At 43.0% G+C, this 25,558-nt stretch carries 17 protein-coding genes; 11 read left to right on the top strand and 6 right to left on the bottom strand.

What is annotated here, in order from left to right; translation table 11 throughout:
- The first annotated feature begins 119 nt into the window (after positions 1–119).
- The 4 genes from nadA (at position 120) to AC570H_RS17750 (ending at position 3,688) form a co-directional block, all read left to right on the top strand.
- Positions 120–1,112 carry a quinolinate synthase NadA gene (gene nadA, locus AC570H_RS17765; RefSeq protein ID WP_497357294.1) on the top strand — a complete coding sequence of 331 codons (993 nt, stop codon included), beginning with the start codon at positions 120–122 and terminating at the stop codon, positions 1,110–1,112.
- Between the two features lie 75 nt (positions 1,113–1,187).
- Entirely contained in the window at positions 1,188–2,228 is a 1,041-nt protein-coding gene (thiL, locus tag AC570H_RS17760) for a thiamine-phosphate kinase (protein WP_497357292.1), read from the top strand.
- Positions 2,229–2,346: 118 nt separating this feature from the next.
- Positions 2,347–2,880 carry a hypothetical protein gene (locus AC570H_RS17755; RefSeq protein ID WP_497357290.1) on the top strand — a complete coding sequence of 178 codons (534 nt, stop codon included), beginning with the start codon at positions 2,347–2,349 and terminating at the stop codon, positions 2,878–2,880.
- A 76-nt stretch (positions 2,881–2,956) separates the two neighbouring features.
- Positions 2,957–3,688, top strand: a complete 732-nt coding sequence (locus tag AC570H_RS17750; RefSeq protein WP_497357288.1) for an alpha/beta hydrolase — start codon at positions 2,957–2,959, stop codon at positions 3,686–3,688.
- Here AC570H_RS17750 and AC570H_RS17745 read toward each other — a convergent pair whose 3' ends face one another.
- Positions 3,689–4,972, bottom strand: a complete 1,284-nt coding sequence (locus tag AC570H_RS17745; RefSeq protein ID WP_497357286.1) for a DNA recombination protein RmuC — start codon at positions 4,970–4,972, stop codon at positions 3,689–3,691. It abuts the gene before it with no gap.
- A 48-nt stretch (positions 4,973–5,020) separates the two neighbouring features.
- On the opposite strand from AC570H_RS17745, the gene AC570H_RS17740 reads away from it, so the two are divergent.
- On the top strand, positions 5,021–5,950 hold the full coding sequence (locus AC570H_RS17740) for a tetratricopeptide repeat protein (RefSeq protein ID WP_497357284.1): 930 nt from the start codon (positions 5,021–5,023) through the stop codon (positions 5,948–5,950).
- Between the two features lie 25 nt (positions 5,951–5,975).
- Here the strand turns inward: AC570H_RS17740 and AC570H_RS17735 are convergent, their stop codons facing one another.
- Positions 5,976–7,115, bottom strand: coding sequence for an NAD(P)/FAD-dependent oxidoreductase (locus AC570H_RS17735; RefSeq protein ID WP_497357282.1), 1,140 nt, complete (start codon positions 7,113–7,115; stop codon positions 5,976–5,978).
- An 85-nt stretch (positions 7,116–7,200) separates the two neighbouring features.
- Between AC570H_RS17735 and AC570H_RS17730 the strand changes: the two genes are divergently transcribed.
- Positions 7,201–7,896, top strand: a complete 696-nt coding sequence (locus AC570H_RS17730) for a zinc metallopeptidase (RefSeq protein ID WP_497357280.1) — start codon at positions 7,201–7,203, stop codon at positions 7,894–7,896.
- A 99-nt stretch (positions 7,897–7,995) separates the two neighbouring features.
- On the opposite strand, the gene apaG is transcribed toward AC570H_RS17730, so the two are convergent.
- Both apaG and dusB read right to left on the bottom strand, forming a co-directional pair.
- A complete protein-coding gene (gene apaG / locus AC570H_RS17725) occupies positions 7,996–8,382 on the bottom strand; it encodes a Co2+/Mg2+ efflux facilitator ApaG/CorD (RefSeq protein ID WP_497357278.1) in 387 nt (128 codons plus the stop codon).
- A 29-nt stretch (positions 8,383–8,411) separates the two neighbouring features.
- Positions 8,412–9,419: a tRNA dihydrouridine synthase DusB gene (gene dusB, locus AC570H_RS17720; RefSeq protein WP_497359166.1), complete on the bottom strand. Its 1,008-nt coding sequence runs from the start codon at positions 9,417–9,419 to the stop codon at positions 8,412–8,414.
- Between the two features lie 90 nt (positions 9,420–9,509).
- Here dusB and AC570H_RS17715 point away from each other — a divergent pair, with 90 nt between their 5' ends.
- From AC570H_RS17715 to AC570H_RS17700, 4 genes are all read left to right on the top strand, one after another.
- Positions 9,510–10,436, top strand: coding sequence for a CPBP family glutamic-type intramembrane protease (locus AC570H_RS17715; protein ID WP_497357276.1), 927 nt, complete (start codon positions 9,510–9,512; stop codon positions 10,434–10,436).
- 21 nt (positions 10,437–10,457) lie between these two features.
- The gene (locus AC570H_RS17710) at positions 10,458–11,267 is read left to right on the top strand and encodes a phosphatidate cytidylyltransferase (RefSeq protein ID WP_497357274.1); all 810 of its coding nucleotides are present in this window, start codon (positions 10,458–10,460) and stop codon (positions 11,265–11,267) included.
- 94 nt (positions 11,268–11,361) lie between these two features.
- Positions 11,362–14,091 carry a M14 family metallopeptidase gene (locus AC570H_RS17705; protein ID WP_497357272.1) on the top strand — a complete coding sequence of 910 codons (2,730 nt, stop codon included), beginning with the start codon at positions 11,362–11,364 and terminating at the stop codon, positions 14,089–14,091.
- Between the two features lie 178 nt (positions 14,092–14,269).
- Positions 14,270–14,989 (top strand): DsbA family oxidoreductase, encoded by a 720-nt coding sequence (locus tag AC570H_RS17700; RefSeq protein ID WP_497357270.1) that lies wholly within the window; start codon positions 14,270–14,272, stop codon positions 14,987–14,989.
- A gap of 574 nt (positions 14,990–15,563) precedes the next feature.
- On the opposite strand, the gene AC570H_RS17695 is transcribed toward AC570H_RS17700, so the two are convergent.
- Together AC570H_RS17695 and mfd are read right to left on the bottom strand one after the other, a co-directional pair.
- Positions 15,564–15,779, bottom strand: a complete 216-nt coding sequence (locus AC570H_RS17695) for a DUF3820 family protein (protein ID WP_497357268.1) — start codon at positions 15,777–15,779, stop codon at positions 15,564–15,566.
- A gap of 91 nt (positions 15,780–15,870) precedes the next feature.
- Complete coding sequence (mfd, locus tag AC570H_RS17690; protein ID WP_497357266.1) at positions 15,871–19,209, bottom strand: transcription-repair coupling factor; 3,339 nt, start codon at positions 19,207–19,209, stop codon at positions 15,871–15,873.
- A gap of 731 nt (positions 19,210–19,940) precedes the next feature.
- Between mfd and AC570H_RS17685 the strand changes: the two genes are divergently transcribed.
- Positions 19,941–25,558 (top strand): beta strand repeat-containing protein (locus AC570H_RS17685; RefSeq protein WP_497357264.1); only part of this gene is annotated, 5,618 nt, incomplete at its 3' end.

The raw sequence follows: 25,558 nt of genomic DNA, 5'->3' as shown, positions 1-25,558 counted from the left end.
AAAGCTGCGTATCTTTGACTTGAAATGATTGAAGAAGAGAATTAATTGAGGAGAGAATAAATAAATTGGAATGGACAAACATTCGCTAATTCTTTCATTCAAAATTAAAAAATAAGATAATGGATATTGTAGAAGAACTGAGCATTAAGGGCTTTGTAGAGGAAGAAATAGATCCTACGCTTGATCTTTTTGATGAGATTGAAAAATTGAAAAAAGAGAAAAATGCGATCATACTGGCACATTATTACCAAGAACCTGATATACAGGATATTGCCGATTATATTGGTGATAGCTTAGGTTTATCGCAAGAGGCTGCAAAGACAGAAGCTGATGTGATTGTGTTTGCCGGTGTTCACTTTATGGCCGAAACAGCCAAGATTTTATCGCCTAACAAAAAGGTTTTGCTACCCGATTTAAAGGCAGGCTGTTCTTTGGCTGATAGCTGCCCTCCTCACCTATTTAAAAAATTCAAGGAAAAATATCCTGATCATATCGTTATTACCTACGTAAACTGTACGGCAGAATTAAAGGCTTTGAGCGATATTGTTTGTACATCGACCAATGCGGTACAGATTGTGGAAAGTTTGCCAAAAGACCAGAAAATTATTTTTGGTCCAGATAAAAACCTGGGGGCCTGGGTAGCCAAAAAAACGGGTAGAGATCTGGTTTTATGGAATGGTGCCTGTATGGTCCATGAGATTTTTTCGAGAGAAAAGATTACCAAACTGAAAGAACGCCATCCAGATGCCAAGTTTATTGCCCATCCAGAATGCGAAGAAGCGATTTTGGCCATGGCCGAATACATTGGTTCGACCACAGGGTTGCTCAAATATGCCATTAACAGCGATGCCAAAGAATTTATCGTAGCTACAGAAAGTGGCATTATCCATCAAATGGAGAAGGCTTGTCCGGATAAGACTTTTATACCCGCGCCGCCAAACAATACCTGCGCCTGCAACGATTGTGCCTACATGAAAAGAAATACTTTAGAAAAACTGTATTTGTGTATTAAAAATGGCTTGCCAGAAGTAACTGTTCCTGCCGATATTATTGTAGAAGCCCGTAAGCCAATTGAAAGAATGTTAGAAATTTCGGCTAAGCTGGGATTGTAATGAACAATGTCATCCAGAGCGAAGGATCTATTTAATAGATTCCTCCTACCGTCGGAATGACAAAAGATAAAAATTATGTTTGAAAATAAAGAGCGTACCGATATTGCAGAACTAGGTGAATTTGGATTGATCAAGCACCTTACCCAAAACTTTAAAATACAGCATGAAAGCAGCATAAAAGGGGTTGGAGATGATGCTGCCGTATTGGATTTTAAGGAACAACAGGTACTGGTTTCTACTGATTTATTGTTAGAAGGCATTCATTTTGACCTGGCTTATGTACCATTGATCCACTTGGGTTACAAGGCGGTACAGGTTAACCTGAGCGATATTTATGCCATGAATGGTGTGGCTACGCAAATCACGGTTTCTATTGGAGTTTCGAGCAAGTTTCCTTTAGAAGCTGTAGAAGATATTTACAAAGGAATTGAGCTGGCCTGTAATAAATTCAATATCGATTTAATTGGTGGTGATACTTCTTCGAGTAAACAAGGCTTGGTGATCAGTGTAACCAGTATAGGCTATGCCAAAAAAGAAGATATCTGCTACAGAAACGGAGCCCAGGAGGGTGATTTGTTATGTGTTTCTGGAGATTTGGGTGGTGCTTATGTAGGTTTGCAGATTTTGGAAAGAGAAAAACAGATTTTCTTGGAAAATCCACAAATACAGCCAGATTTAGAAGGAAAGGATTATATCATCGAACGTCAGTTAAAGCCAGAAGGAAGAAGGGATATTGTTGATTTATTGGACCAAATGAAAATCAAGCCTACTGCTATGATCGATGTTTCTGATGGCTTGGCCTCTGAAATTTTGCATATCTGTACCCAATCTGAGAAAGGCTGTACCATTTATGAAGACAAGTTGCCAATAGATCCAATGACTTACGAAACTGCAAGAGAATTGGGATTGGATCCAACGGTTTGTGCCTTAAATGGCGGCGAAGATTATGAGCTCTTGTTTACCATTAAGCAAACCGATTACGAGAAGCTGAAAAATGATGTTGACATCAGTATTATTGGTCATATTACCGATAAAAATTCGGGTTGCCAGATGATTTCAAAATCTGAGAGGGTGCACGAGTTGAAGGCACAAGGCTGGAATGCTTTTAAAAAGTAGTAAATAATTTGGCATCTATATCTGGTATTGTCATCCAGAGCAAAGCGAAGGATCTATAAAGTCGAATTCATCGTATTAGATTTCTCCTATCGTCGGAATGACAATTTTTATTAGGTAAATGAATACATTATTAAAGAAACATAAGGCACTAATACCGCTAATTATTTTAGGAATTTGTTGCATTTATACATTTTTGAATTACTTTTTTAATAGGTATGAAGCGGATGGAATTGTTTATAGTTATAAAATTTCCATTGAACACTTTTCGGCATTAGGTCTTGTAAGCATAGATTTTTTAATTTATTTCTTTAAAAAAAGATATTTTAATCAGGCATTTATTTTTACCCTAATTGTTGGATTTTTAGGAGGAGCAATTTTTTTGCCTATAAACGTGGCTATTGGATTTGGAAGTATCTCATTAGAATTTGTCCCTTTGCTTATTGCTATAGTCTATTTTAGTTTAAAGGAAAGAAAATTTAAAGAAAAGGTTAAAGAGATAGAAGTTCCAGATTTAGATAAGATAGAGGCTTTTAAAGAGAAATATTTAGGAAAAAGTGAAGAGGAACTCTTAGAAATTTACGAAAGTAAAAGATTTGTGGTTGAAGCTAAAATGGCAGCGGAACAATTGATGAAAGAAACTAATAGGAAATAGACCATTGAAAAAATTAATCGTCATTAGTTGCTTCCTATTTGTGACAAGTTTGGTCTCTGCACAAACTCCTTTTGTATTGGGAAAAGTAGATAAACTCAAATCTACCCTGCTAAAAGAAGAAAGAACCTTAAATATTTACCTACCAGAAGGATATAATGCCAAATCTGCCGATAAATACCCTGTGATTTATCTCTTGGATGGTTCGGCCAACGAAGATTTTATTCATGTAGCGGGTGTGGTTCAGTTTTTAAACATGATCAAATTCATGCCCAAAGCGATTGTGGTGGGTATAGCCAATGTAGATAGAGCCAGAGATTTTACATTCTCTACCAAGCTGCCGGAAGACCAAAAATATTTTCCAAGTAGTGGGCAATCAACCAAATTTATTGAGTTTATAGCAAAAGAACTGCAGCCGTTTATCGAGAAAAAATATCCAACAGATGGCAGCAAAACAATTATTGGTCAATCATTGGGTGGTTTGTTGGCTACAGAAATCTTGTTGAAAAGGCCTGAACTGTTTGATCATTATTTAATCGTAAGTCCGAGTTTATGGTGGGATGATGAATCGCTTTTGAAACAAGCACCTGCTTTATTGGCTAAAGAGAAAGAGAGTAAACAAGTTTATTTGGCTGTGGGCAATGAGCATAAACAAATGGTAGCTGAAGCAGAAAAATTCGGAGCACTGCTCAAAGAATCAAAACAGCTCCAATCAAAATTTGAATACTTCGAAAAGGAAGATCATTTAACCATTTTGCATCATGCCGTTTACAATGGCTTGCAGGTTTTATTTCCAAAAAAGGGAAAGTAATTAGGATTCGTCTTCTAGTTCATTACCTAAAAACTTGGAATCGATTTGTTTGCTCGACTTGGTTTTGGCGCCTAGCTTTTTGATTTTTTCTACTTTTCCAATCAGGTTACCACTGCCATATTGTAATTTTTTAAAGGCATCTTCATGTGCTTTTTGAGTAAGGTCGAGGTGTTTGCCAATTTTTTCCATATCGGCCAAAAAGCCTACAAACTTATCGTAAAGGGCGCCTGCTTCTTCGGCAATTTCGAAAACGTTTTTGTTCTGGCGGTCAACTTTCCAAATGCTGGCAATGGTACGGAGTGTGGCCAATAGGGTAGTAGGGCTTACAATAACCACTTTTCTGTCCCAGGCATAATTGAAAAGTTCGGTATCGGCTTGTAGCGTAATACTAAAAGAAGATTCGATAGGCATAAACAGCAAAACAAAATCAGGAGAGTTGATCTGATAAAGATTTTGGTAGTTTTTTCCAGCTAGGCCATCAATATGGTTTTTGATAGAAAGCAGGTGTTGCTTAAGGTAAGCCAGCTTTTCTTCATCCGTTTCGGCACTTATCATTCTTTCGTAAGCAATCAAGGAGATTTTAGCGTCTACAATCAAATGTTTTTCGTCGGGCAGGTCAATGACTACATCTGGTTGCAAACGCGCGCCTTCGGCGCTATTTAGGCTTACCTGTAGGCGATATTCCCTATCCTTGATGAGGCCAGAACGTTCTAATATTCTTTCCAAAATCACTTCGCCCCAATTTCCCTGTTTTTTATTATCACCTTTCAATGCCCTGGTTAGGTTATTGGCGTCGTTTTGGATCTGCTTGCTTTGATCCATCAACTGAAAAATAACGCCTTTGAGATGATTTCTTTCGGCGGCTTCGGCCTGGTAAACTTTATCTACCTTTTCTTCAAAAGACTTGATATTGGCTTTTAGCGGATTTAAAATGGTATCGAGGTTGCTTTGGTTTTGCGCAGTGAACTTGGCTGTTTTTTCGTCCAGTATTTTATTGGCCAAGTTGGCAAACTCCAGACTGAATTTTTGTTGGAGCTCATCCAGGTTTTTGCCTTGCTCGGCTAGTTTATCGCGGTAAGATCCGGCCAATGCCTCAGCTTTGATAAAATTGGCTTTTTCCAGGTTCAGGCGTTCGCGCAAATCGTTCAATTCGTCTTGTAGGCGTATATTTTCTTCTTTTAGAAAGTTGAGGGTTTCGTTCGGCTGCGTACCTGGTTTTCTAAACAAGATAACCAGCAACACGATTAAAATCACGACTAATAAAGCGACGCCTACAATTTCCATTTTGCTAATATTTTTATCAAAAATAAGAAATTATACATTTATTTACTAATGAAATTATTTCAAAATGTAACAGAAAAAATGGTTATTGACGCTGAAATAAAATATATATTTGATAGGAAAACCATTAAAACCATCATGAAATATTTCTTGCTCTTCATCGCACTTTATTCAACAAGTTTAAAGGCACAAACAGATTTTAACTTTAATAAACGTCTAATCGAATGTGAGGATAAATGGGTTGTTTTACCAATGAATAAAGACAGTACCTATACTTATGGATTTATTTATTTGGATAATGTGGCTGGATTGACCTTTAATTTAGAAGGAACATTTAAAATAGCCAAAGAATCTATATCAAACCTTAAAAAGCAACCTATGGTTAGCATGGTTAAACAACGGATTTCGCCAACGAATGTTAAAGTTGCGATTGTGCCAGAATCCAAATTTAAAGAACTCGAGGTTAATCAATATCCCGATTGGCTAAAGATCTATAAAACCGATAGTACATCTGCTGAAACATTATTCAGGAAGGGATTCACTTATAATATGTGGAACGAGTGCAACAAAGCTTTAACCTATTTAGAAAAGGTAAAAACGATTAATCCAGATTATAGAGGCTTGGATTTTGAATTTGCTTTTGCCTATAATGTTTTAAAGCAATATGATAAGGCTATTGTGGTGTTGGAGAAAGCGCTTAAGAAAAGCCCAAAGGATTGTAATTTGTATAAGGAGCTTTTATATGCCGAAATGAATTTAGACTTGATTGACAAGGCTGTAGAAACCTGTAAAAAAGGCCTCACCGATTGCACAGATGCTTCAGTTAAAGCAGAAATGACCTATAATATGACCTACCAGTTCTTTAAGAAAAAAGAAAAGGAGCAATTTAAAATATGGGCAGATGAAACAAAAAAATGGATAGTGGCCAATGACAGGTATTCAAAAAATATTGAGGCAATGGAGAAAGAGCTTAATAAATAGGCACAGATTGATTTGCTATAAGCGCTTAGAGACTTGACAATACCAGCTCCGCCGCTTCTTGTCCGGTTTGGCTGCCGATGGCAATGCCCATTCCATTGCAACGCACTGCACAAAACACATTGGGCTGTACCTCTTCAATAATTGGTGAGAGTTGTGGACCAAAAGCCATAATCCCACTCCATCTGTGTTCTATCTCAACATCGGCTTCTGGGAGAATGACTTCGCGGAGCAGGTTTTCTAAAGCATTTTGAACCAAAGGTGTTTCGCCAAAGGTGGTGGTTTCCTCTGCTTTAAAATCGAGGTTACGGCCACCGCCCAACAGTATCCGGTTATCGATATTCCTGAAATAGTAATAGCCTTTATCGTAATGGAAAGTCCCTTTAATTTTAAGATCTGGAATAGGCTTGGTTACCATTACTTGTCCGCGGCCAGGTGTTACCTCCAGGTTGGGCAGAAGATCTTTTACAAAGGCATTGGTGCACAGCAGTACCTTTTTGCTTTTAAATCGCCCTTGACTGGTCTCTAGCAATAGTCCTGTATCTTCATTGTGGATGGCATTTACCGCGCAGTTGTTCAAAACTTGGATGCCCAGGGAATTGGCGATTGCCAACAGCGATTTCATCATGAGGCCAGGGTCTAATTGGCCCTCGAGCTTATTCTCTATCAACAAGTTAACCCCGTTCAATCCAAAAGTGCCAATTTTACTATTTTTAAGGCCGAATACGTCACTTTCTAGGACAATATCCTTAATTAAGTGATTAAAATGGCTTATTTTTGATACACAATCATTTGCGAGTTCCTGTTGAGCAGGCACAAATAATTCATAACCCCCAAAGTTGTAAAAAGATAGGCGCTGATCGCCTACTAGTTCGCGCAATTTCAGGAGGCCTTTCCAACGTTTGGCAATGAGCTGATGCAGGCCATCGATACCACTGAGCTTTTCTTGTTCAATTAGCTCAGAAATGCTTCCGAAACAGGCAAAACCTGCATTTTTGGTACTTGCGCCAGTAGGTAAAAACCCACGTTCCAATAGGCTAACCGAGATAGCTGGTCGGGCCTTTTTTAATGCAATGGCGGCGTTTAAACCTACTATGCCGCTGCCAACAATGATGACATCCGCATAAAAGAAATTTTGTTGCTCCCAGTATGATAAGCCCTGCTGCATGATTAAATGTAATGTAAATTTTTTATGATGCTTAAATATGGGAACACTTTTTGTTTTACAGAAACCGAAAAACATACATAGCGATATGGGAACCTATTTAATTTTAATTATCCCGGTACTGTTATTGAGCATGTTTGTGCAATGGCGATTTAGGAACAAGTTCTCAAAATATGCCGAAATGCAACTCAATTCGGGTTTATCGGGAAAGGAAGTGGCTGAGAAGATGCTTGCAGACAACGGCATCTACAATGTGAAGGTGATGAGTTTGGAGGGACAGCTAACAGACCATTATAATCCTGCAAGTTATACCGTAAATTTAAGCACTGACGTATATTATGGTCGGAGTGTAGCGGCAGCAGCAGTTGCGGCGCACGAATGCGGACACGCGGTACAACATGCCAAATCATACCACTGGCTACAGTTGCGCTCTAATATGGTGCCTGTAGTGAGTATTTCTTCCAATCTTTTGCAATGGGTATTGCTGATCGGCGTTTTGCTGATCGGGTTTACAGGCAATCCAATTGTATTGGGCATTGGCGTAGCTGGACTAGCCTTAGTAACGCTATTCAGTATCATTACCTTGCCTGTAGAATTTGACGCCAGCAAAAGGGCATTGGTATGGTTAAAAAACAACAGAGGGGTAATGTACACCAACGAAGAAAACGTACAGGCAAAAGATGCACTTTGGTGGGCCGCCATGACCTATGTAGTTGCGGCTTTAGGTGCCTTGGCCAATCTCCTTTACTATGCCTCTATGCTGTTTGGCAGAAACAGGGAATAACACATTAAGCACAATGAAACTAGAGAAGGGATGGCAATTGTCATCCCTTTTTTATGAGGCTGTTTTTGATCAATCTTTAGAAAAAGCCTATGGCTTTAATTAGTTCAGTTTATAAGGAACGATGAGCTGAAACTCTGGAATATCTACGTTGAAACTGGTTTCGTCAACCAAGCGGTTCATGGCATAATGGCCACGCATGCTGCCCATATCGGTTTTAAGGTTGCAACCCGATACATAGGCATAGCTTTGGCCCGGTTCGATAACCGGCTGTACACCAACCACACCTTCGCCTTCCACTTCGCGAACGGTACCATTGGAATCGAAAATGATCCACTGGCGACGCATTAACTGGATGGCATAATCAGATAAGTTCTCTATCTCGATGCGGTAAGCGAACATGTAATGCTCGTTGGCCGGATTAGAGTGCTCATCTTGGTAAATGGTATCTACCGAGATCTTTACGCCTTGTGTGATTGCTGTAACCATGATTAAAATTAAGAAATGCAATCCAATAATCAAGCCATTTCTGCAAAAGGCATGTAATTGGCATATTTTTCTGACACTTCGTCCAAAATGGCATGAATGGTGTCTATATTTTCTTCTTTGACCAATAACATACGGTAAGGTTTAAAATCAGGCAAACCTTTAAAATAATTGGCATAATGCCTTCTCATTTCGAATACGCCAACTTTTGGACCTTTCCATTCAATAGATTTATCCAGGTGGGTTCTGCAGGCCAACATCCTTTCTTCGATGGTCGGACCGGGCAAAAACTCTCCGGTTTTGAAGAAATGCTTCACTTCCCTGAAGATCCATGGATAGCCAATGGCTGCTCTGCCAATCATAATGCCATCTACTTCGTATTCCAATCGCCAGTTGGCTGCTTTTTGCGGACTATCTACGTCGCCATTGCCAAAAATCGGGATTTTAATGCGTGGATTGCGTTTAATTTCCCTGATCAAGGTCCAATCAGCTTCGCCTTTATACAGTTGGGCACGTGTACGGCCGTGGATGGTAAGCGCCTGGATACCGACATCTTGTAGACGCTCGGCTACTTCATAAACATTCTTGGTATTATCGTCCCAGCCTAAGCGGGTTTTTACTGTAACGGGCAAATGGGTTGCTTTTACAACGGCATCGGTCATTTTTACCATCTTGTCTATATCCTGCAACAAGCTGGCGCCGGCACCGCGACAGGCCACGTTTTTAACGGGACAGCCATAGTTGATATCCATCAGATCGGGTTTGGCCAACGTGGCAATTTCTGTGGCTTCGCGCATGCTTTCGATTTCGCTGCCAAAGATCTGGATGCCAATTGGCCTTTCGTATTCGAAAATATCGAGCTTCTGGCGGCTTTTGGCGGCATCGCGGATCAGGCCTTCAGACGAGATGAATTCGGTGTACATCAAATCGGCCCCACCTTGTTTGCATACATAACGGAAAGGCGGATCGCTCACATCTTCCATAGGTGCCAACAACAAGGGGAATTCTCCTAAATCTATATTTCCTATCTTTACCGACATTTGTCTATCTTCAACTAATTTTTGCAAAGGTACGAACTTTGTTTTTAATGCGCTTTTAACAGGCAATTACTTGATCATCTTTACATTAAAATGGATTTTATAAAAGAAACCGCTACAGAAAAGCACCCCTTTGTACAATTGGTGTTTTTGGGTATGTTGGCCGTTTTTGGCATTTTCGTTTGCCTGGCAATTAGCTTAGGAGTAATTTACCTGTGCTACGGACAGGAGGTAATGATGGATATTTTGTACCAGAAAATGGATTTAAAAGCCAGTGTAGATGCCACCAAAATATTGCTGACCTTACAACAGGTATTTGCTTTTTTGTTGCCGGCGCTGTTGCTTGGCGTAACCGAAAGCAAAAGGCCTAGCCAGTTTTATGGTACAGCCGCTCCACGCTTTAACTGGCTGGCCATCGTTTTTTTAATGATGCTGGTTTCTATCCCTTTTATGGGCTGGATTAACGAATTGAACCAAAAAATGGCCTTTCCAGACTATTTAAAATGGCTGGAAGACTGGATGCGCAAACAAGAAGATGCGGGAGCCGAAACCACAAAGGCGATTTTAAAAATGTCGACGGTTGGAGGACTTTTGTTGAACCTGTTTGTGATTGCCTTAATGCCGGCCATTTGCGAAGAATTTATTTTTAGAGGAGGCCTGCAACGGAGCCTTTTGCGCTGGATACGGAATCCGCATGTGGCTATTTGGCTTTCGGCGGCTATTTTTAGTGCCATCCACATACAGTTTTTTGGCTTTTTGCCACGCCTGTTCTTAGGTGCCATGTTCGGTTACATCTATTTTTGGACCAAAAGCATCTGGTATACGGTTTTTGCCCATTTCTTGAACAATGGCTATGCGGTTTGCGTGGCTTTCTACCTGCAAAAAAACAAGTTGCCTATTGATCAGGACGATACTGCTGGCCTGCCTTGGTATGTTGCATTGATTAGTTTGACATTAACCGTAGCTTTGTTCGGCTATTTGAAAGAACAGATCAGAGAAAAACACTTAGCCACACCTTAACCCTATACCGTTTTAAGCTTTATGAAGACCCGGGCCATTACCGCATTTTTCTTTACCATCGTAATGTTGGGATCCATTTTTTTGGGTGCCTATACCTTTACTTTTTTCTATATGGCCCTGAGCGTAATTGCGCTGCTGGAGTTTTATAAATTGGTGAAGATAGGAGGGATCAGGCCCCACCGAAACATAGGCGTATTGGCGGCCCTAGTTATTTTTGCACTTACGGCAGGCTACCATTTCTTTCAATACGAGCTCAAATACCTGTTGCTCATTGTGCCGCTGATCTTTTCGATCTTTATTTTCGAACTCTATAAAAAAGAGAAAATTCCTTTCGCCAATATTTCCTACACTTTTGTAGGTTTTATATACGTAACCATACCTTTTTGCTTCTTTTATTCGCTAGGATTTCTGAACGATTTTAACCACTACAATTTCCATTTGCCTTTGTCTTTTTTATTGATGCTTTGGGCAAATGATACTGGCGCTTATTTGTTTGGAATGAAGTTTGGCAAACACCGTTTATTTGAGCGCCATTCGCCCAAAAAATCATGGGAAGGCTTTTTTGGTGGTCTTTTTACCAGTTTGTTGGTTTCCTACCTTATTTCTACCCAGTTTACCGAGCAGGCAAGTTGGGTTTGGGCAGGAATGGCTGTATTGGTTTCGTGTTTTGGCACCCTGGGCGATTTGGTAGAATCGATGTTGAAACGGAGCTTGGATGCTAAAGATTCAGGCAGCTTTTTGCCGGGCCATGGAGGCTTTTTAGATCGTTTTGACGGACTTTTGATCGCGGCCCCGGTGGTTTATGTATATCTCTATCTGATCCTGTACTAAAATATGGCTTAACCTTGTTCGTGTAACAAATCAATAACAGCAATACGTTCAAGGCCAAAGCAGGTTATATTTGATTAAAACAAAACTAGAATTTATGGCAAAATTTTACCCTCGTGGCCTTTGGCTGCTTGCGTTGCTTTTTAGCGTGCAAACAGTATGGGCACAAAACATCCCTACGCCTAAGGAGCATTTCGGCTTTGACATAGGCGACGATTACCAACTGGCCAACTATACGCAAACAGAGGCCTACTTTAAAAAACTGGCCGCTGCTTCAAATAGAGTAAAGCTGGTTGATATTGGCAAAACCGAAGAAGGAAGAAGCCAATACATGCTGATCATTACCTCGCCAGAAAACCAAAAAAACCTGGAGAAATACAAAGAGATTTCCCAAAAATTGGCACATGCCGAAGACCTGACCAAGGATCAAGCCAAGGCATTGGCGGCTGAAGGCAAGGCTGTAGTGTGGATTGATGGCGGTTTACATGCCAACGAAGTGGTTGGCGCGCACCAGCTGATCCAAATGGCTTATAACCTATCGAGCCGTACCGATGCAGAAACCACTAAAATATTAGATAAGGTGATTATTTTGATGACCCACGCCAATCCTGATGGACAAGAATTGGTGAGCGATTGGTACATGCGTGAAAAGGATCCTAAAAAACGGTCGATTAACGGATTGCCTCGTTTGTACGAAAAATATGCGGGCCACGATAACAACCGCGACTTTTTCATGCTGAACCTGAAAGAGACCCAAAATATGGGGCGTCAGTTGTTTGTAGAATGGATTCCGCAAATTATGTACAACCACCACCAGGCAGGTCCTGCAGGTACGGTAGTAGCTGGCCCTCCTTATCGCGATCCTTATAACTATGTTTTCGATCCGATTATTTTAACCAGTATCGATGCTGTTGGCGCGGCCATGCACAACCGCATGAACGTAGAAGCCAAACCGGGCTATACCCAACGTGGCGGTTCGGTGTTTTCTACCTGGTACAATGGCGGTTTGCGCACGACGACTTATTTTCACAACATGGTGGGCTTATTGACCGAGATTGTAGGTAGTCCAACCCCATCAGATATTCCTTTGGTACCTTCGCGCCTGTTGCCAAACGGCGATTCGCCTAATCCGGTATTGCCACAAAAATGGTATTTCAAAAACTCTATAGACTATTCGGTTTCGCTGAATTATGCGGTATTGAATTATGCGCAACGCTACAGCGATGAGTTGTTGTACAATATTTACCAAATGGGACGCAATTCTATTGAAAGAGGCAGCAAAGACACCTGGTCTTTCTCGCCTAAGAAAATAGATGCCATTAACGAGGCTTACCAAAAAGACAGGAAGGCAACAACTGCTGGATCTGGCGGCGAATTCAATCGCGGAGGTATGCCAGTTAAGTATTTAGATACGGTAATGAAGGCGCCAAAAAACAGAGATGCCAGGGGCTATATTCTTTCGGCAGACCAGCCAGATTTTACAACAGCTATCCGTTTCTTAAACGCCTTGATCAGAACTGGTATCCGTGTACAAAAAGCTACTGCTCCTTTTGCGGTTGCAGGCAAGCAATATCCGGCAGGTTCTTATGTGGTGAAAACGGATCAGGCTTTCCGTCCACATGTGCTAGATATGTTTGAGCCACAAGATCACCCGAATGATTTCAAATATGAAGGAGGGCCACCAATTGCACCATACGATGCCGCAGGATGGACCTTGGCTTATTTAATGAACGTGAAGTTTGACCGTGTGTTGGATGCATTTGATGGTCCGTTTGAGAAAGTTCCTTATGGCATTTTATTACAGGCTACACCAAAAGCATTGCCATCGGGCAGCGGCTATGTGTTGAGTGCATCGGCCAACGAAAGCTACCTAGCCGTAAACGAATTGCTCAAAGGCGGTGCCGAGGTATACAGAAATACAGCCGACGGCTCATTCTATGTACCGGTATCTGCTAAGGCCAAAAGTATTTTAGACAAAGCAGAACATGGTTTTGGCATGCGCGTAATGGCGACTTCAAAACCTGCAAAAGCCGTAAAAATTGCGCCAGCACGTATTGCACTTTGGGATACTTACGGAGGTTCGATGGATTCGGGCTGGATCCGTTTCATTATGGAGCAGTACCACTTCGATGCAACAGTGATTTATGCACCAGATATTGATGCTGGCAATTTGAAAGACAAATATGACGTGATTGTTTTTGTTGATGGTTCTATTCCGGCCTTTAATCCGAATCCTGTAGCTGCTGCTGGAGGTAGGGGTTTTGGCGGTCCGGCTCCAGAAACCGTTCCGGCAGAATATAGGGCAAGAATTGGACGCATGAGCCAGGAAAAATCTATTCCGCAACTGAAAAAATTCTTAGAGGCAGGCGGCGAAATCGTAGCGATAGGCAGTGCAACCAATTTGGCGGCGCACTTGGAGTTGCCGGTACGTAATGCCATTGTAGAGTTGGTTGGTGGCGTGGAGAAAAGGTTGCCTGCAGAGAAATACTATGTTCCAGGAAGCGTACTTAACGTAGCCTTGGATAGCAAACAACCAGCCAACTGGGGCATGGACAGCACGGCTGATGTTTATTTTGACAACAGTCCGGTGTTTAAACTAAGTGCCGATGCCGTTTCGAGCGGAAAAATCAAGCCTTTGGCCTGGTTTGCCAATGCCACGCCATTGCGCAGCGGCTGGGCTTGGGGACAAAGCTACCTACAAGACGGGGTAACCGCTTTTGAAGCTGATTATGGCAAGGGCAAGCTGTTTGCCTTTGGACCAGAAATTACCTTCAGGGCACAAACCCATGGTACATTTAAATGGGTGTTTAACCAGTTGTATAAATAACCGAAGCGTTGGCGAGGATGCCAACAAACGAATAATAAATCGTCATTGCGAGCGTAGCGAAGCAATCTTTTGTATGAGGTTGCTTCATCACTTCGTTCTTCGCAATGACGATTTTTCTTTTGGGTGATTTTTACCCCCTGCTTACCATTTCAAAAAAAGACCGCCGTAACTTTGTATCATGAAAGTAGAAATCTGGTCTGATGTGATGTGTCCGTTTTGCTATATTGGCAAGAGGCACTTTGAAGAAGCAATACATACCTTGCCTTTTCAAAAAGAGATAGAAGTAGAATGGAAAAGCTTTCAGCTGAATCCAGACTATCAAAATACCAATAACGAAGACTTGTACAGTTACTTGGCCCGGAGCAAGGGAATGAGCAGGGAACAGGCGCAACAATTGACCAAGCAAGTGGAGGCCATGGCCCAAAATGCCGGATTGGATATAGACTTCGGCACAAATATCCCTGCAAACTCATTTAAAGCCCACAGGCTGATCCATTTTGCAACCAGCCAGGGTTTGCAAGACCAAGCAGAAGAAGCGCTGTTTAAGGCCCACTTTATTGATGCCAAGGATGTAGCCAAAGACGAAGTACTGTTAGCCATAGCCAAAGAATTGGGTTTGGCCGAAGAACTGGTTAAAGGTGTTTTGGCAAGCGACGAATATGCGGAAGCTGTTCGTTATGATATTTACGAAAGCCAACAACTGGGGATCAGGGGCGTTCCATATTTTATATTCGATCGCAAATATGCCTTGTCTGGCGCACAGCCCGTTCCTGCATTTAAGGAAGCATTAACCCAAAGCTTTAACGAATGGAAGGCGGCGCAGCCTCAACATCAATTGACCTCGTTAAATAAAAACAACAATGCCGTTTGTGATGAGGACGGTTGTGAGGTAAAATAGTTCATTGGCCATTGGTTCGTTGGGCTGATTAGAGAATTAGCTTATTGGTTGATTAGTAATTGTCATTCCGAGTTACGAGGAATCTACCTCGAGATAGATGCTTCGCTGCGCTCTGCATGACAAATCCTGGGGAATGTTGTGGAGCTTTTAGGCTAATTTGACTTAGGCAAGCGACGATTATAGTGCCATAGACAGATGCTTCGCTGCGCTCTGCATGACAAATCTTAGGGAATGTTGTGAAGCTACTGGGCTAATTAGACTTAGGCAAGCAACGATTATAGTACCAGAAACAAATGCTTCGCTGCGCTCTGTATGACAAATCCTAGGGAATGTCGTGAAGCTACTGGGCTAATTAAACTTAGGCCAGTGCAACGGGGCATAGTTGTAGAGACTGCTGTTGCCTAAACCCGATTGACAGCGGTAGTTTTGAGCGAAGCGAAAAACTTTAGCAAAAAGCGGGACTAACCATCAAATGAAATACCGGTTTTGCTTTTCTAATAAAATTTACCTATTGAAGATTGCTTCGTTTCTCGCAATGACGAGGTACTACGGACTATTGACTTCGGACTCCTGACTACCGACTCCCCTTTAGCGGTTGCAGCAAATACTCCAATCCGTTTGCTTTGATTTCGTACATGGTAGCCAACAAATGCCCCAATTTTCCGGCAGGGAAGCCTTTTTCTCTGTACCAAACCAAATAGGGCTCAGGCAGGGAAGAGATTAACCAACCTTGGTATTTGCCATAAGGCATTTTAACTTTTACCAGGTCTAGTAATATTTGAGAATCCATATTGGTTGATTGTTTGAGATTGTTAAAAGAGATTGCTTCATCACTAACGCTCTTCGCAATGACTATTTACTATTCCATTTTACCTTTTACATCACAGAATCATCTCCAGCATCTCTATCGCTTCATCTACATTGTTAATGTTGTCAAAAGAGATGCGAAGCGAATCCTTTACTTCTTTGAGGTTGCAAAGACGGGGATGCAGCTGTGCAAAGGCCAAAATCTTGTTGAATATTTCGGAATCAAAGAAAGGTGATTGCTTGTCGCTCACAAAATAGCCCCTTAAAATATTCTTCTTGTAGTTCAGTTTTTCAAAACCCAGTTTCTTGCCTACCCATTGCAGGCGCAATACCTTGATCATCACTTTTACAGGTGCGGGAACCGGACCAAAGCGATCGTGTAGCTCCTTTTCAAAAGCCGTTAATTGTGCTTCGGTTTCGAGTTTTGAAAGCTCTGTATATAAATTGTATCGCTCTGTAATATTGGTTACATAATCGTCGGGGATATGCAGTTCCAAATCGGTATCTACCTGGGTAAAGCTTACAAAAGGGCGTAGCGGTTCATCTTTAAACAAATCTTTGAACTCGGCATCCTTTAATTCCTGAATGGCTTCGTCTAAGATCTTGTTGTACATTTCGAAGCCGATTTCGGCAATAAAGCCGCTTTGCTCGCCTCCCAGCAAATTGCCGCTGCCCCTAATGTCCAAATCCCGCATGGCAATATTGAAACCGCTGCCCAGATCAGAAAATTCTTCAATGGCACTGAGGCGCTTGCGTGCTTCGTTGGTCAAAGTAGACATTGGTAGCGTTAACAAATAACAAAAGGCCTTTTTGTTTGATCGTCCTACGCGGCCACGCATTTGGTGCAGGTCGCTCAGGCCGAACATGTGCGCATGGTTGATGATGATGGTGTTGGCATTCGGGATATCCAAACCGGCCTCAATAATCGTGGTGGCCACCAGTACATCTTTTTCGCCATTGATGAAATCGAGCATTACATCCTCCAACTGATCGCCGTCTAACTGCCCGTGTGCAATACCAATCCGCGCTTTTGGCACCAGTTTTTGGATCAAACCACCCAATTGCATTAAGTCGTTCACCCGGTTATGGATAAAGAAAACCTGTCCGCCACGGTCCAATTCAAACTGAACGGCATCTTGGATCAGCTTATCGTTAAACACATGCAATTCGGTATTTACGGGTTGTCTGTTTGGCGGCGGCGTGCTCATGATCGACAAATCCCTTGCGCCCATTAAAGAAAAATGCAAGGTTCGTGGAATAGGAGTGGCCGTAAGCGTAAGCGTATCTACATTTACACGGAGCGCCTTCAACTTTTCTTTGGCGGCTACTCCAAATTTCTGCTCCTCGTCTATCACCATCAGGCCTAGGTCTTTAAAAATCACGTCTTTGCTCAGCAAACGGTGGGTACCAATAACGATATCGACCTTGCCTTCGGCTACGCGCGCCAAAGTATCTTTAATCTGTTTGCTGGTTTTGAAACGGTTGATGTAATCGACCGTACAAGGAAACTCCTTTAAACGCGAAGAGAATGTTTTAAAATGCTGTAAGGCCAAAATGGTAGTCGGTACCAATACGGCTACTTGTTTGCCATTGGCAACAGCCTTAAATGCGGCGCGTACGGCTATTTCGGTTTTGCCAAAGCCCACATCTCCACAAACCAAACGGTCCATTGGGTGTGGGGCTTCCATGTCTTTTTTTACATCGCTGGTCGCTTTTACCTGGTCTGGGGTATCCTCATAAATGAAGGAAGCCTCGAGCTCGGTTTCGAGAAAACCATCTGGACCAAAAGCAGTACCTGATTGGGCCTTACGCATGGCATAAAGCTTGATCAGATCGCGGGCAATGTCTTTAACTTTTTTTTTTGTGGTTTTCTTGAGCTTGTCCCAAGCCTCGGTTCCCAACTTGTTCATTTTGGGTTGGGTGCCGTCTTTGCCACTAAATTTGGCAATGCGGTTAAGCGAGTTGATGTTTACATAGAGCAGGTCGTTATCGGCATATACCAATCGGATCATCTCCTGAACTTTGCCGTTTACTTCTACTTTTTCTAGGCCTGCATATTTGCCTATGCCATGGTCTATGTGGGTCACAAAATCGCCAGGCTTAAGTTCTCGCAGGTCTTTTAGGGTGATGGACTGGCTTCGCTGATAGCCTTTTCTGAGCTGGTATTTATAAAAACGATCAAAAATCTGGTGATCGGTATAAAAAGCCATTTTCTGTACCAGGTCTACAAAGCCCTCCCGCAAAGGAATATTTACGGGCGTAAACTTGGCCGTTTTGTCTATATCGTCTAAAATAGCGTATAAGCGTTCGGTCTGTTTGGTAGAATTGGTAAAAATGAAGTTATGGATCTGTTCTTTTTCGTTCTCTTTAAGGTTATGGATTAAGAGGCTGAAATCTTTATTGAAAGAGGGTTGGGGCTTGGTATCGAACTGAAAAACAGAATCGGTCTGATAGAAAAACTGTTTGCCGAATTCGACCAACGAAAAATCCTGAAACAGATCGGCCAGCATCTTTTCGTCGGAAAACGAAAATTTGGGATCGAGCCAGTTTGGATTTTGTTGCTTTTCGGGCATCGATAAGGCTTTCCAAAGCTCATTGGCTTTTTTATAGCCGCTTTTTACGATATCCAAGGTAAAATTAACATCCTTAAACCAAAGCTGGGTGTCTTTTTCAATGTAATCGAGCAGGCTGATATTGCTTTCGGTTAAGAATTTGGCCTGTACATTGGGAACAATAGTCAGGGTTTTTACATCGCCTACCGAAAGCTGGCTGTCTATTTCGAAGGTGCGGATGCTTTCGATCTCATCGCCAAAAAACTCGATGCGGTAAGGCAGTTCGTGCGAAAAAGAGAAAATATCAACAATACCGCCACGAATGGAAAATTGGCCGGGCTCGTAAACAAAATCGGACCTTTCAAAATCGTATTCGATTAAAAACTCATTAATGAAATCGATGCTGAGCTTGGCGCCTAAACTGATTTCTAAAGTGTTTTTTTCGAGAATGGAGCGATCGATCACCTTTTCGGCCAAGGCCTCGGGGTAGCTTACCACAATTTTGCCGTATTCAGACTGGTGGTTCAGTTCGTTGAGCACTTCGGCCCTTGCCAATACGTTGGCCGTATCGATTTGGGTAAACTCAAAAGGCTTGCGAAACGATGAAGGAAAAAGCAAAACATCTATGCCCAAGATACCTTCCAGATCTGAAAGAAAATAAGAGGCTTCTTCTCGATTTGGCAAAATGAAAAGCTGCGGTTTATGGAGCAAAAAGTAGGTAGAAACGGCAATTACGGCATCGGCAGAGCCCACCAATCCCTTGAGTTGGGTTTTGGCCCCCTTTCCTTTATTGAGCGATTGCGCCACAGCCTGCACACGCTCATCGGTTTTGTATCTGTTAATCAGGTCGCGGATGTTCACTACACAAAGATAAGCATTTGCTAACGCCAGTTTGTTAAAATTAGTATGGAATTGACAATATTAGGAACAAGACTCAGAGCTTTTGGGAGTAAGAATTTATGCAACATTGTTTTATTTTATTATTTAAATGTGTACTTTCATGTAACAATGATGTGGTAAACAGAAAACACTGTATTAAATTCCATGTTCCTCTAAATGCTGCTCTAAATATTGCGAAAGAAAATTCTGACGAGCAACTATAGGGCCTGAGCTATTGGAACAGCGGAGAGCTCAAAATAGTTGGTATGATCAAAAACGTTACCTCCTCTATTTTTAAATCAAATCAGAGATATTCCCTCTCAGGAATATCAAGCATCCTATATCAAATATTTAAAGGCTATTTTCTTCGGGAAATGGCCTTTTTAATGCAATCACCCCCTATTCCCCCCTCATCCCTAAGCTTGGTTCATTTTCCCTACCTCAAAACCATCCCGCCTATGCAAACTTTTTTCTAAACCTATCCATATCGACTTTTTGCTCATTTACATCTACGTAAATGCATGTTCGCCGTATGATCTATATGGGCGAACGCTGAAGTTATATAGCTTGATTTTTTTGTCAAATTGAAATAGAAGCACCAATGTGCTATTTCTTCTGGGCAGACTGAGATAAAGCTATTGCGATTGCAACCACGCTTTTAGAATTGTAAGGATCTTCTCTAAGCGAATAAATTAACGGCAAACCAACTAAATATGAAAGAACGCTACACCCCTACCCATCATACCATCCATAGAAAAGAAAGCAACATTGAACAAAGAGGCAACCGATTAAAAAATTCGAAAAACTTTTCGAAACTACTCGTATTGGTTTTAGGTTTGTTTTTTTCGCCTTTTCTGGCTATTGGACAGAATATTCCAACTACACCCTATGTTCGTTTAACCAACACCAACCTAGTGAGCAATCCTTCATTTGAATCGGGCACCGCTAACTGGACGGCGAATGTAGGAACCCCTGAAGTTGCGAGCAATGGTGGGGCTTACGGTATTTCTGGCGCGTCAGATGGAACCAATTTTGCCGAAGTAGAAGGCGCTCTTAATGCAACGACTCTTTCGCAAACCATTACCACAGTAGTAGGGAAGACTTATCTTTTCTACATTATGGGCATTACCAGGGTGGGGAGCAATACTGCAGATAGGGGATTCTTGAGGGTTAACGGTACAAACATCTTGAGTTTTACTACAGGTGGTTCTTGGCAGGCCTACGCCGCCACCTTTACGGCTACAAGTACTTCTACTATAATTGCCATCGTTTCAAACGGATCATCATCTGGACTGACCTCGCCTACTGATGGCTCTGGCCTTATCATTGACAATGTAAGAATTTATGAGCCCGATAACAGCAATAGCTATACCGAGGGAGGTTTTGCCGCCGCCCTTACCAGTAGCGCTAATATTGTTGATGGAAACAGTGCGAATATGGCATCGGCTAGCGTACAGATCAGCAATGGTGCTGTAGGCGATGTGCTCTCAACTGTGTCTTTGCCTGCAGGCATTACCGCTAATTACGATGCGGCCACTTTTACGCTTACACTAAGTGGATCAGCCACTGCAGCCAACTACCAGACTGCGCTGAACAATGTGCGGTTTTCGTCTACTTCAGAGAACCCGTCTAGTACGGCTCGGATCATTAATGTAAGAGTAGGAGATGGCGCTACACCAAATTCAAATACTGCCGTAGCAACTATTAGCGTCACGCCTGTCAATGACCCTCCTTCGGGCACTGATAAAACGATAAGCGTGCTCGAAGATGCTACCTATACTTTTGCGGCGGCTGATTTTGGATTTAGTGATCCTGCAGAAGGTAATACATTTCAATCGGTAACTATTGCTAGCCTTGCCACCAACGGAACGCTTAGTTTAAATGGGGTTGCTGTTACCTTAAATCAGGTTATTCCTGTGGCAAGTATCCCACAGCTTACCTGGAAACAGAGCACGGCAGATGCCAATGGAAACGGCCTGAGTTCGTTCACTTTTAAGGTAACAGATAATGGCGGTACCGCCAACGGAGGAATTGACACCGACCCGGCGGCCAATACCATTACTTTTAATGTTACTCCGGTAGTAGATATTACCGACGACGCCATTACCACATTGGTCAATCAGCCCGCTACCTTTAATGTGATTACAGGTACCAACGGCGCTACTGCAGATAGTTTTGAAAATGCTACGCCAACGGTAACCCGCATTAACGGACTTGCTTTTACGGCTGGTTCGCCGATTGCAATTACCAATGGCAGCATAACTGTAGCCACTAATGGCAATATTACTTTTACGCCTACTGCAGGGTTCTCTGGCTCAACCAATTTTACCTATACGGTTACTTCTGGTGGTGCAACAGAAACGGCAACAGTTAGCCTTACGGTTGCCAGTGGAGCGCCTTGTACATCGGGAGCTGTTTATGGGGTATTCTCTTCCGACCTGCGACAATTGGTGAGCATAAATACGACAACAGGGGTAACGACCAATATTGCGGATTTATTTGCCTCGGGCCCTGCAACAAGTGCTACAAGTTTTACCGCTAGCGCTCTTGCACTTGATCAGGCCACCAATACCATCTGGTATACGGATCAATCTACAAGTAATGCGCAGATCATTCTTTACTACAATCTTTCAACCGGAACTTACGGTGGAGGTACGGCTTTTGGTATGCCTGCGGGATCCCACAACATTAACAAGGCAGGCTATAATCCGATTGACAAAAAAGTTTATTTCCATGATGCAACGACCAATACTTTATATGTTTATAATCCAGCAACGCCAACTGTAGCACCGGTATCGCTAGGGTCATTATCAATAAGCGGACAGACCACTTCGCAGGCCACGTTTAATGGCGGGGACATTGCTTTCGACGGTCTTGGAAACTTAACGGGTGCATTTAACAACGCCAATGCGATTGTGACATTCCCGGGTATCTATAACGCAAGCGGTACCTATACAGGACTATCATTGGTGGGTCAATCTACGATAAGCCTAACGGCGACTCCTTCTTCGGTGGCCTTCTTGTCTGATGGTAATTATTTGATTGGAAGCACAACAGGAGCGGTTCTTGTAAACACCAGTACGGGCACCCAAACGACCATTTCTAACACTGGTTTTGCAGATTTTGCATCCTGCGCAGCTCCAGCACCTAATTTAACAGTCAATAAAACGGCAACAGCTAACTGTGCGGGTACCACTACTAATATTCAATACACCATCACCGTAAATAATACAGGGCAATACCATTCCTTAAATACAAGGTTAATAGATGCGTTGCCTGCAGGTGTAACCTTAGTTTCGGCCACCTTGAATGGTAATGCTATAGCTGGAGCAAGCAACAGTTCGTTGGCTACTGGTATTCTGGTCAAGTCGAGCACCGCTACAACAGATGGACAACTGTTTAAGGGAGAAACGGCTACAATTGTCTTAAATTGTACTGCTCCGTCGGGAGCGGCTTCTTACAGCAACCAAGCCTTTGTAAAATATAACGGAGTAGAGTCATTGAATTTGCCTAATGATCAGATTCCTTCTAATGACCCTGCAACAGCCGCGGTTAATGATGCCACTGTTGTAAATACAACAGGCTGTTTGGCAATTAGCGGTACTGTTTTTAACGATGCGAACGGTACAACGGATAATATTGTAAATGGTACAGGCATAGGTACGGCATCTGGCACACAGTTATATGCCTATCTTACCAATGGAAGCGGCCTTATTTTGTTGGCATCGCCTGTGGCCGCAAATGGCACTTATACTTTCAATGGCATTACTGCCAATACAAGCTATAATGTTATTGTTTCTACTACAAATGTTGCGGCGGGAACAAGTAATCCTACTGTGGTTTTGCCAGCGGGATGGGTAAACACGGCTGAAAACATAGGCTCGGGAACAGGCAATGATGGCACAGCTAATGGAAGGTTGGCCATTAGTTTGGCAAACGCAAGTATAAGCAATGCCAATTTTGGAATAGAGCAATTGCCAACGGCAAATGACGTAACCGCTACTAGCCAAGCTAATCCTGGAGGAACTGTACGTGTTGTAGTGCCTAACTTAAATGGAACAGATCCAGAAGATGGCCCTTTGGCTAGTGGCAGCACGATTACCATCAGTACCTTACCAAGTAACGGGACACTATATTATAATAATGTGGCTGTAACTGCGGGTCAGGTAATTACCGGTTATACCCCTAGTTTATTGCTGCTCGATCCAACCAGCAATAATGCAACCAGCGTAAGTTTCACCTATACGGTAGCTGATGCAGCGGGCAAAACAGACTTGAGTCCAGCCACGGTTACCATGCCTTTCAGTGCTTCGGCCGATGTGTCTATCACCAAAACGGCAAGCAGTGGTACGCCGAATGTAGGTAGCAATGTCACTTTTACCTTAACTGCTGCTAATGCAGGCGCAAGCGATGCTACCAATGTAAGTGCAACGGATGCACTTCCTACGGGCTATACCTTTGTTTCTGCTACCCCATCTGGAAGCACCACTTTTAACAGCGGAACAGGGGTTTGGACCATTGGTACGCTAGCCAATGGTACCAATGCTACTTTAACTATTGTAGCCACGGTGAAAGCTGCGGGCGTGTATGCCAACACGGCAACAATTACGGCTACAGAAACAGACCCAACACCAGGAAACAATAGTTCTACCAATACACCAGTTCCGGTTCCGGTTGCCGATGTATCGATTAGCAAAACGGCAAGCAGCGGAACGCCAAATGTGGGCAGCAACGTTACTTTTACCTTAACAGCGAGCAATGCCGGGCCAAGTTCGGCAAGCAACGTGAGTGCGACAGATGTGTTGCCTGCGGGCTATACTTTTGTCTCTGCCACACCATCTGGAAGCACCACTTTCAATAGTGGAACAGGTGTTTGGAGCATCGGCACCTTAGCAAACGGGGCTAATGCTACCTTGAACATCGTAGCCACGGTTAAGGCTACGGGCAGTTATGCCAACACGGCAACGGTTACTGCTACAGAAACAGATCCAACTCCTGGAAATAACAGCGCAACGAATACACCGGTACCAGTTCCAATAGCCGATGTATCGATTACCAAAACAGCAAGCAGCGGTACGCCAAATGTAGGCAGCAACGTTACCTTTACCTTAACGGCGAGCAATGCCGGGCCAAGTTCGGCAACTACGGTTAGTGCAACAGATGTATTGCCAAACGGCTATACCTTTGTCTCTGCTACACCATCGGGAAGTACCACCTACAACAGCGGAACCGGAGTTTGGACGATCGGCACCCTAGCCAACGGTGCGGGTGCTACTTTGAACATCGTAGCCACAGTGAAGGCTTCGGGCAACTATGCGAATACAGCTACGATCACCTCGGCAATTACAGATCCTACGCCAGGCAACAACAGCTCTACCAATACACCGGTACCAGTTCCGGTAGCTGATGTTTCGATTACCAAAACGGCAAGTAGCGGAACGCCAAATGTAGGCAGCAATGTTACTTTTACCTTAACGGCGAGCAATGTTGGTCCAAGCTCGGCCAGCAACGTGAGTGCGACAGATGTGTTGCCTGCCGGCTATACTTTTGTATCGGCTACGCCATCAGGAAGCACCACCTATAACAACGGAACCGGAGTTTGGACGATCGGCACTTTGGCCAATGGCGCGAATGCTACTTTGAGCATCGTAGCCAAGGTTAATGCAACAGGCAGCTATGCAAATACGGCAACAATAACCAGTACCGAAACCGACCCTGCCCCTGGAAACAATACTTCGACCAGCACCCCTGTTCCTGTACCAATCGCCGATGTTTCGATTACGAAAACAGCAAGCAGCGGAACGCCAAATGTAGGCAACAATGTTACCTTTACCTTAACGGCGGCTAATGCCGGGCCAAGCTCGGCCAGCAATGTTAGTGCGACTGATTTATTGCCTGCCGGCTATACTTTTGTATCGGCTACGCCATCTGGAAGCACAACTTATAATAGCGGTACGGGCGTTTGGACCATTGGTACTCTAGCCAATGGCGCAAATGCGACTTTGAGCATCGTAGCCACAGTGAAGGCTACAGGTAGCTATGCGAATACGGCAACAATCACGAGTACAGAAACTGATCCTACTCCTGGAAATAATACTTCGACCAGCACCCCTGTTCCTATACCGATCGCCGATGTTTCGATTAGCAAAACGGCAAGCAGTGGTACGCCAAACGTAGGCAGCAATGTTACCTTTACCCTAACGGCGAGCAATGCTGGTCCAAGTTCTGCAAGCAATGTTAGTGCGACAGACGTTTTGCCTGCCGGCTATACTTTTGTATCGGCTACGCCATCGGGAAGCACCACCTATAACATCGGCACGGGTGTTTGGAC

The organism is Pedobacter sp. B4419 (genome assembly GCF_059693725.1).
Note: the sequence above shows the minus strand (reverse complement) of the source record. Positions and strands in the feature narration are given on the sequence as shown.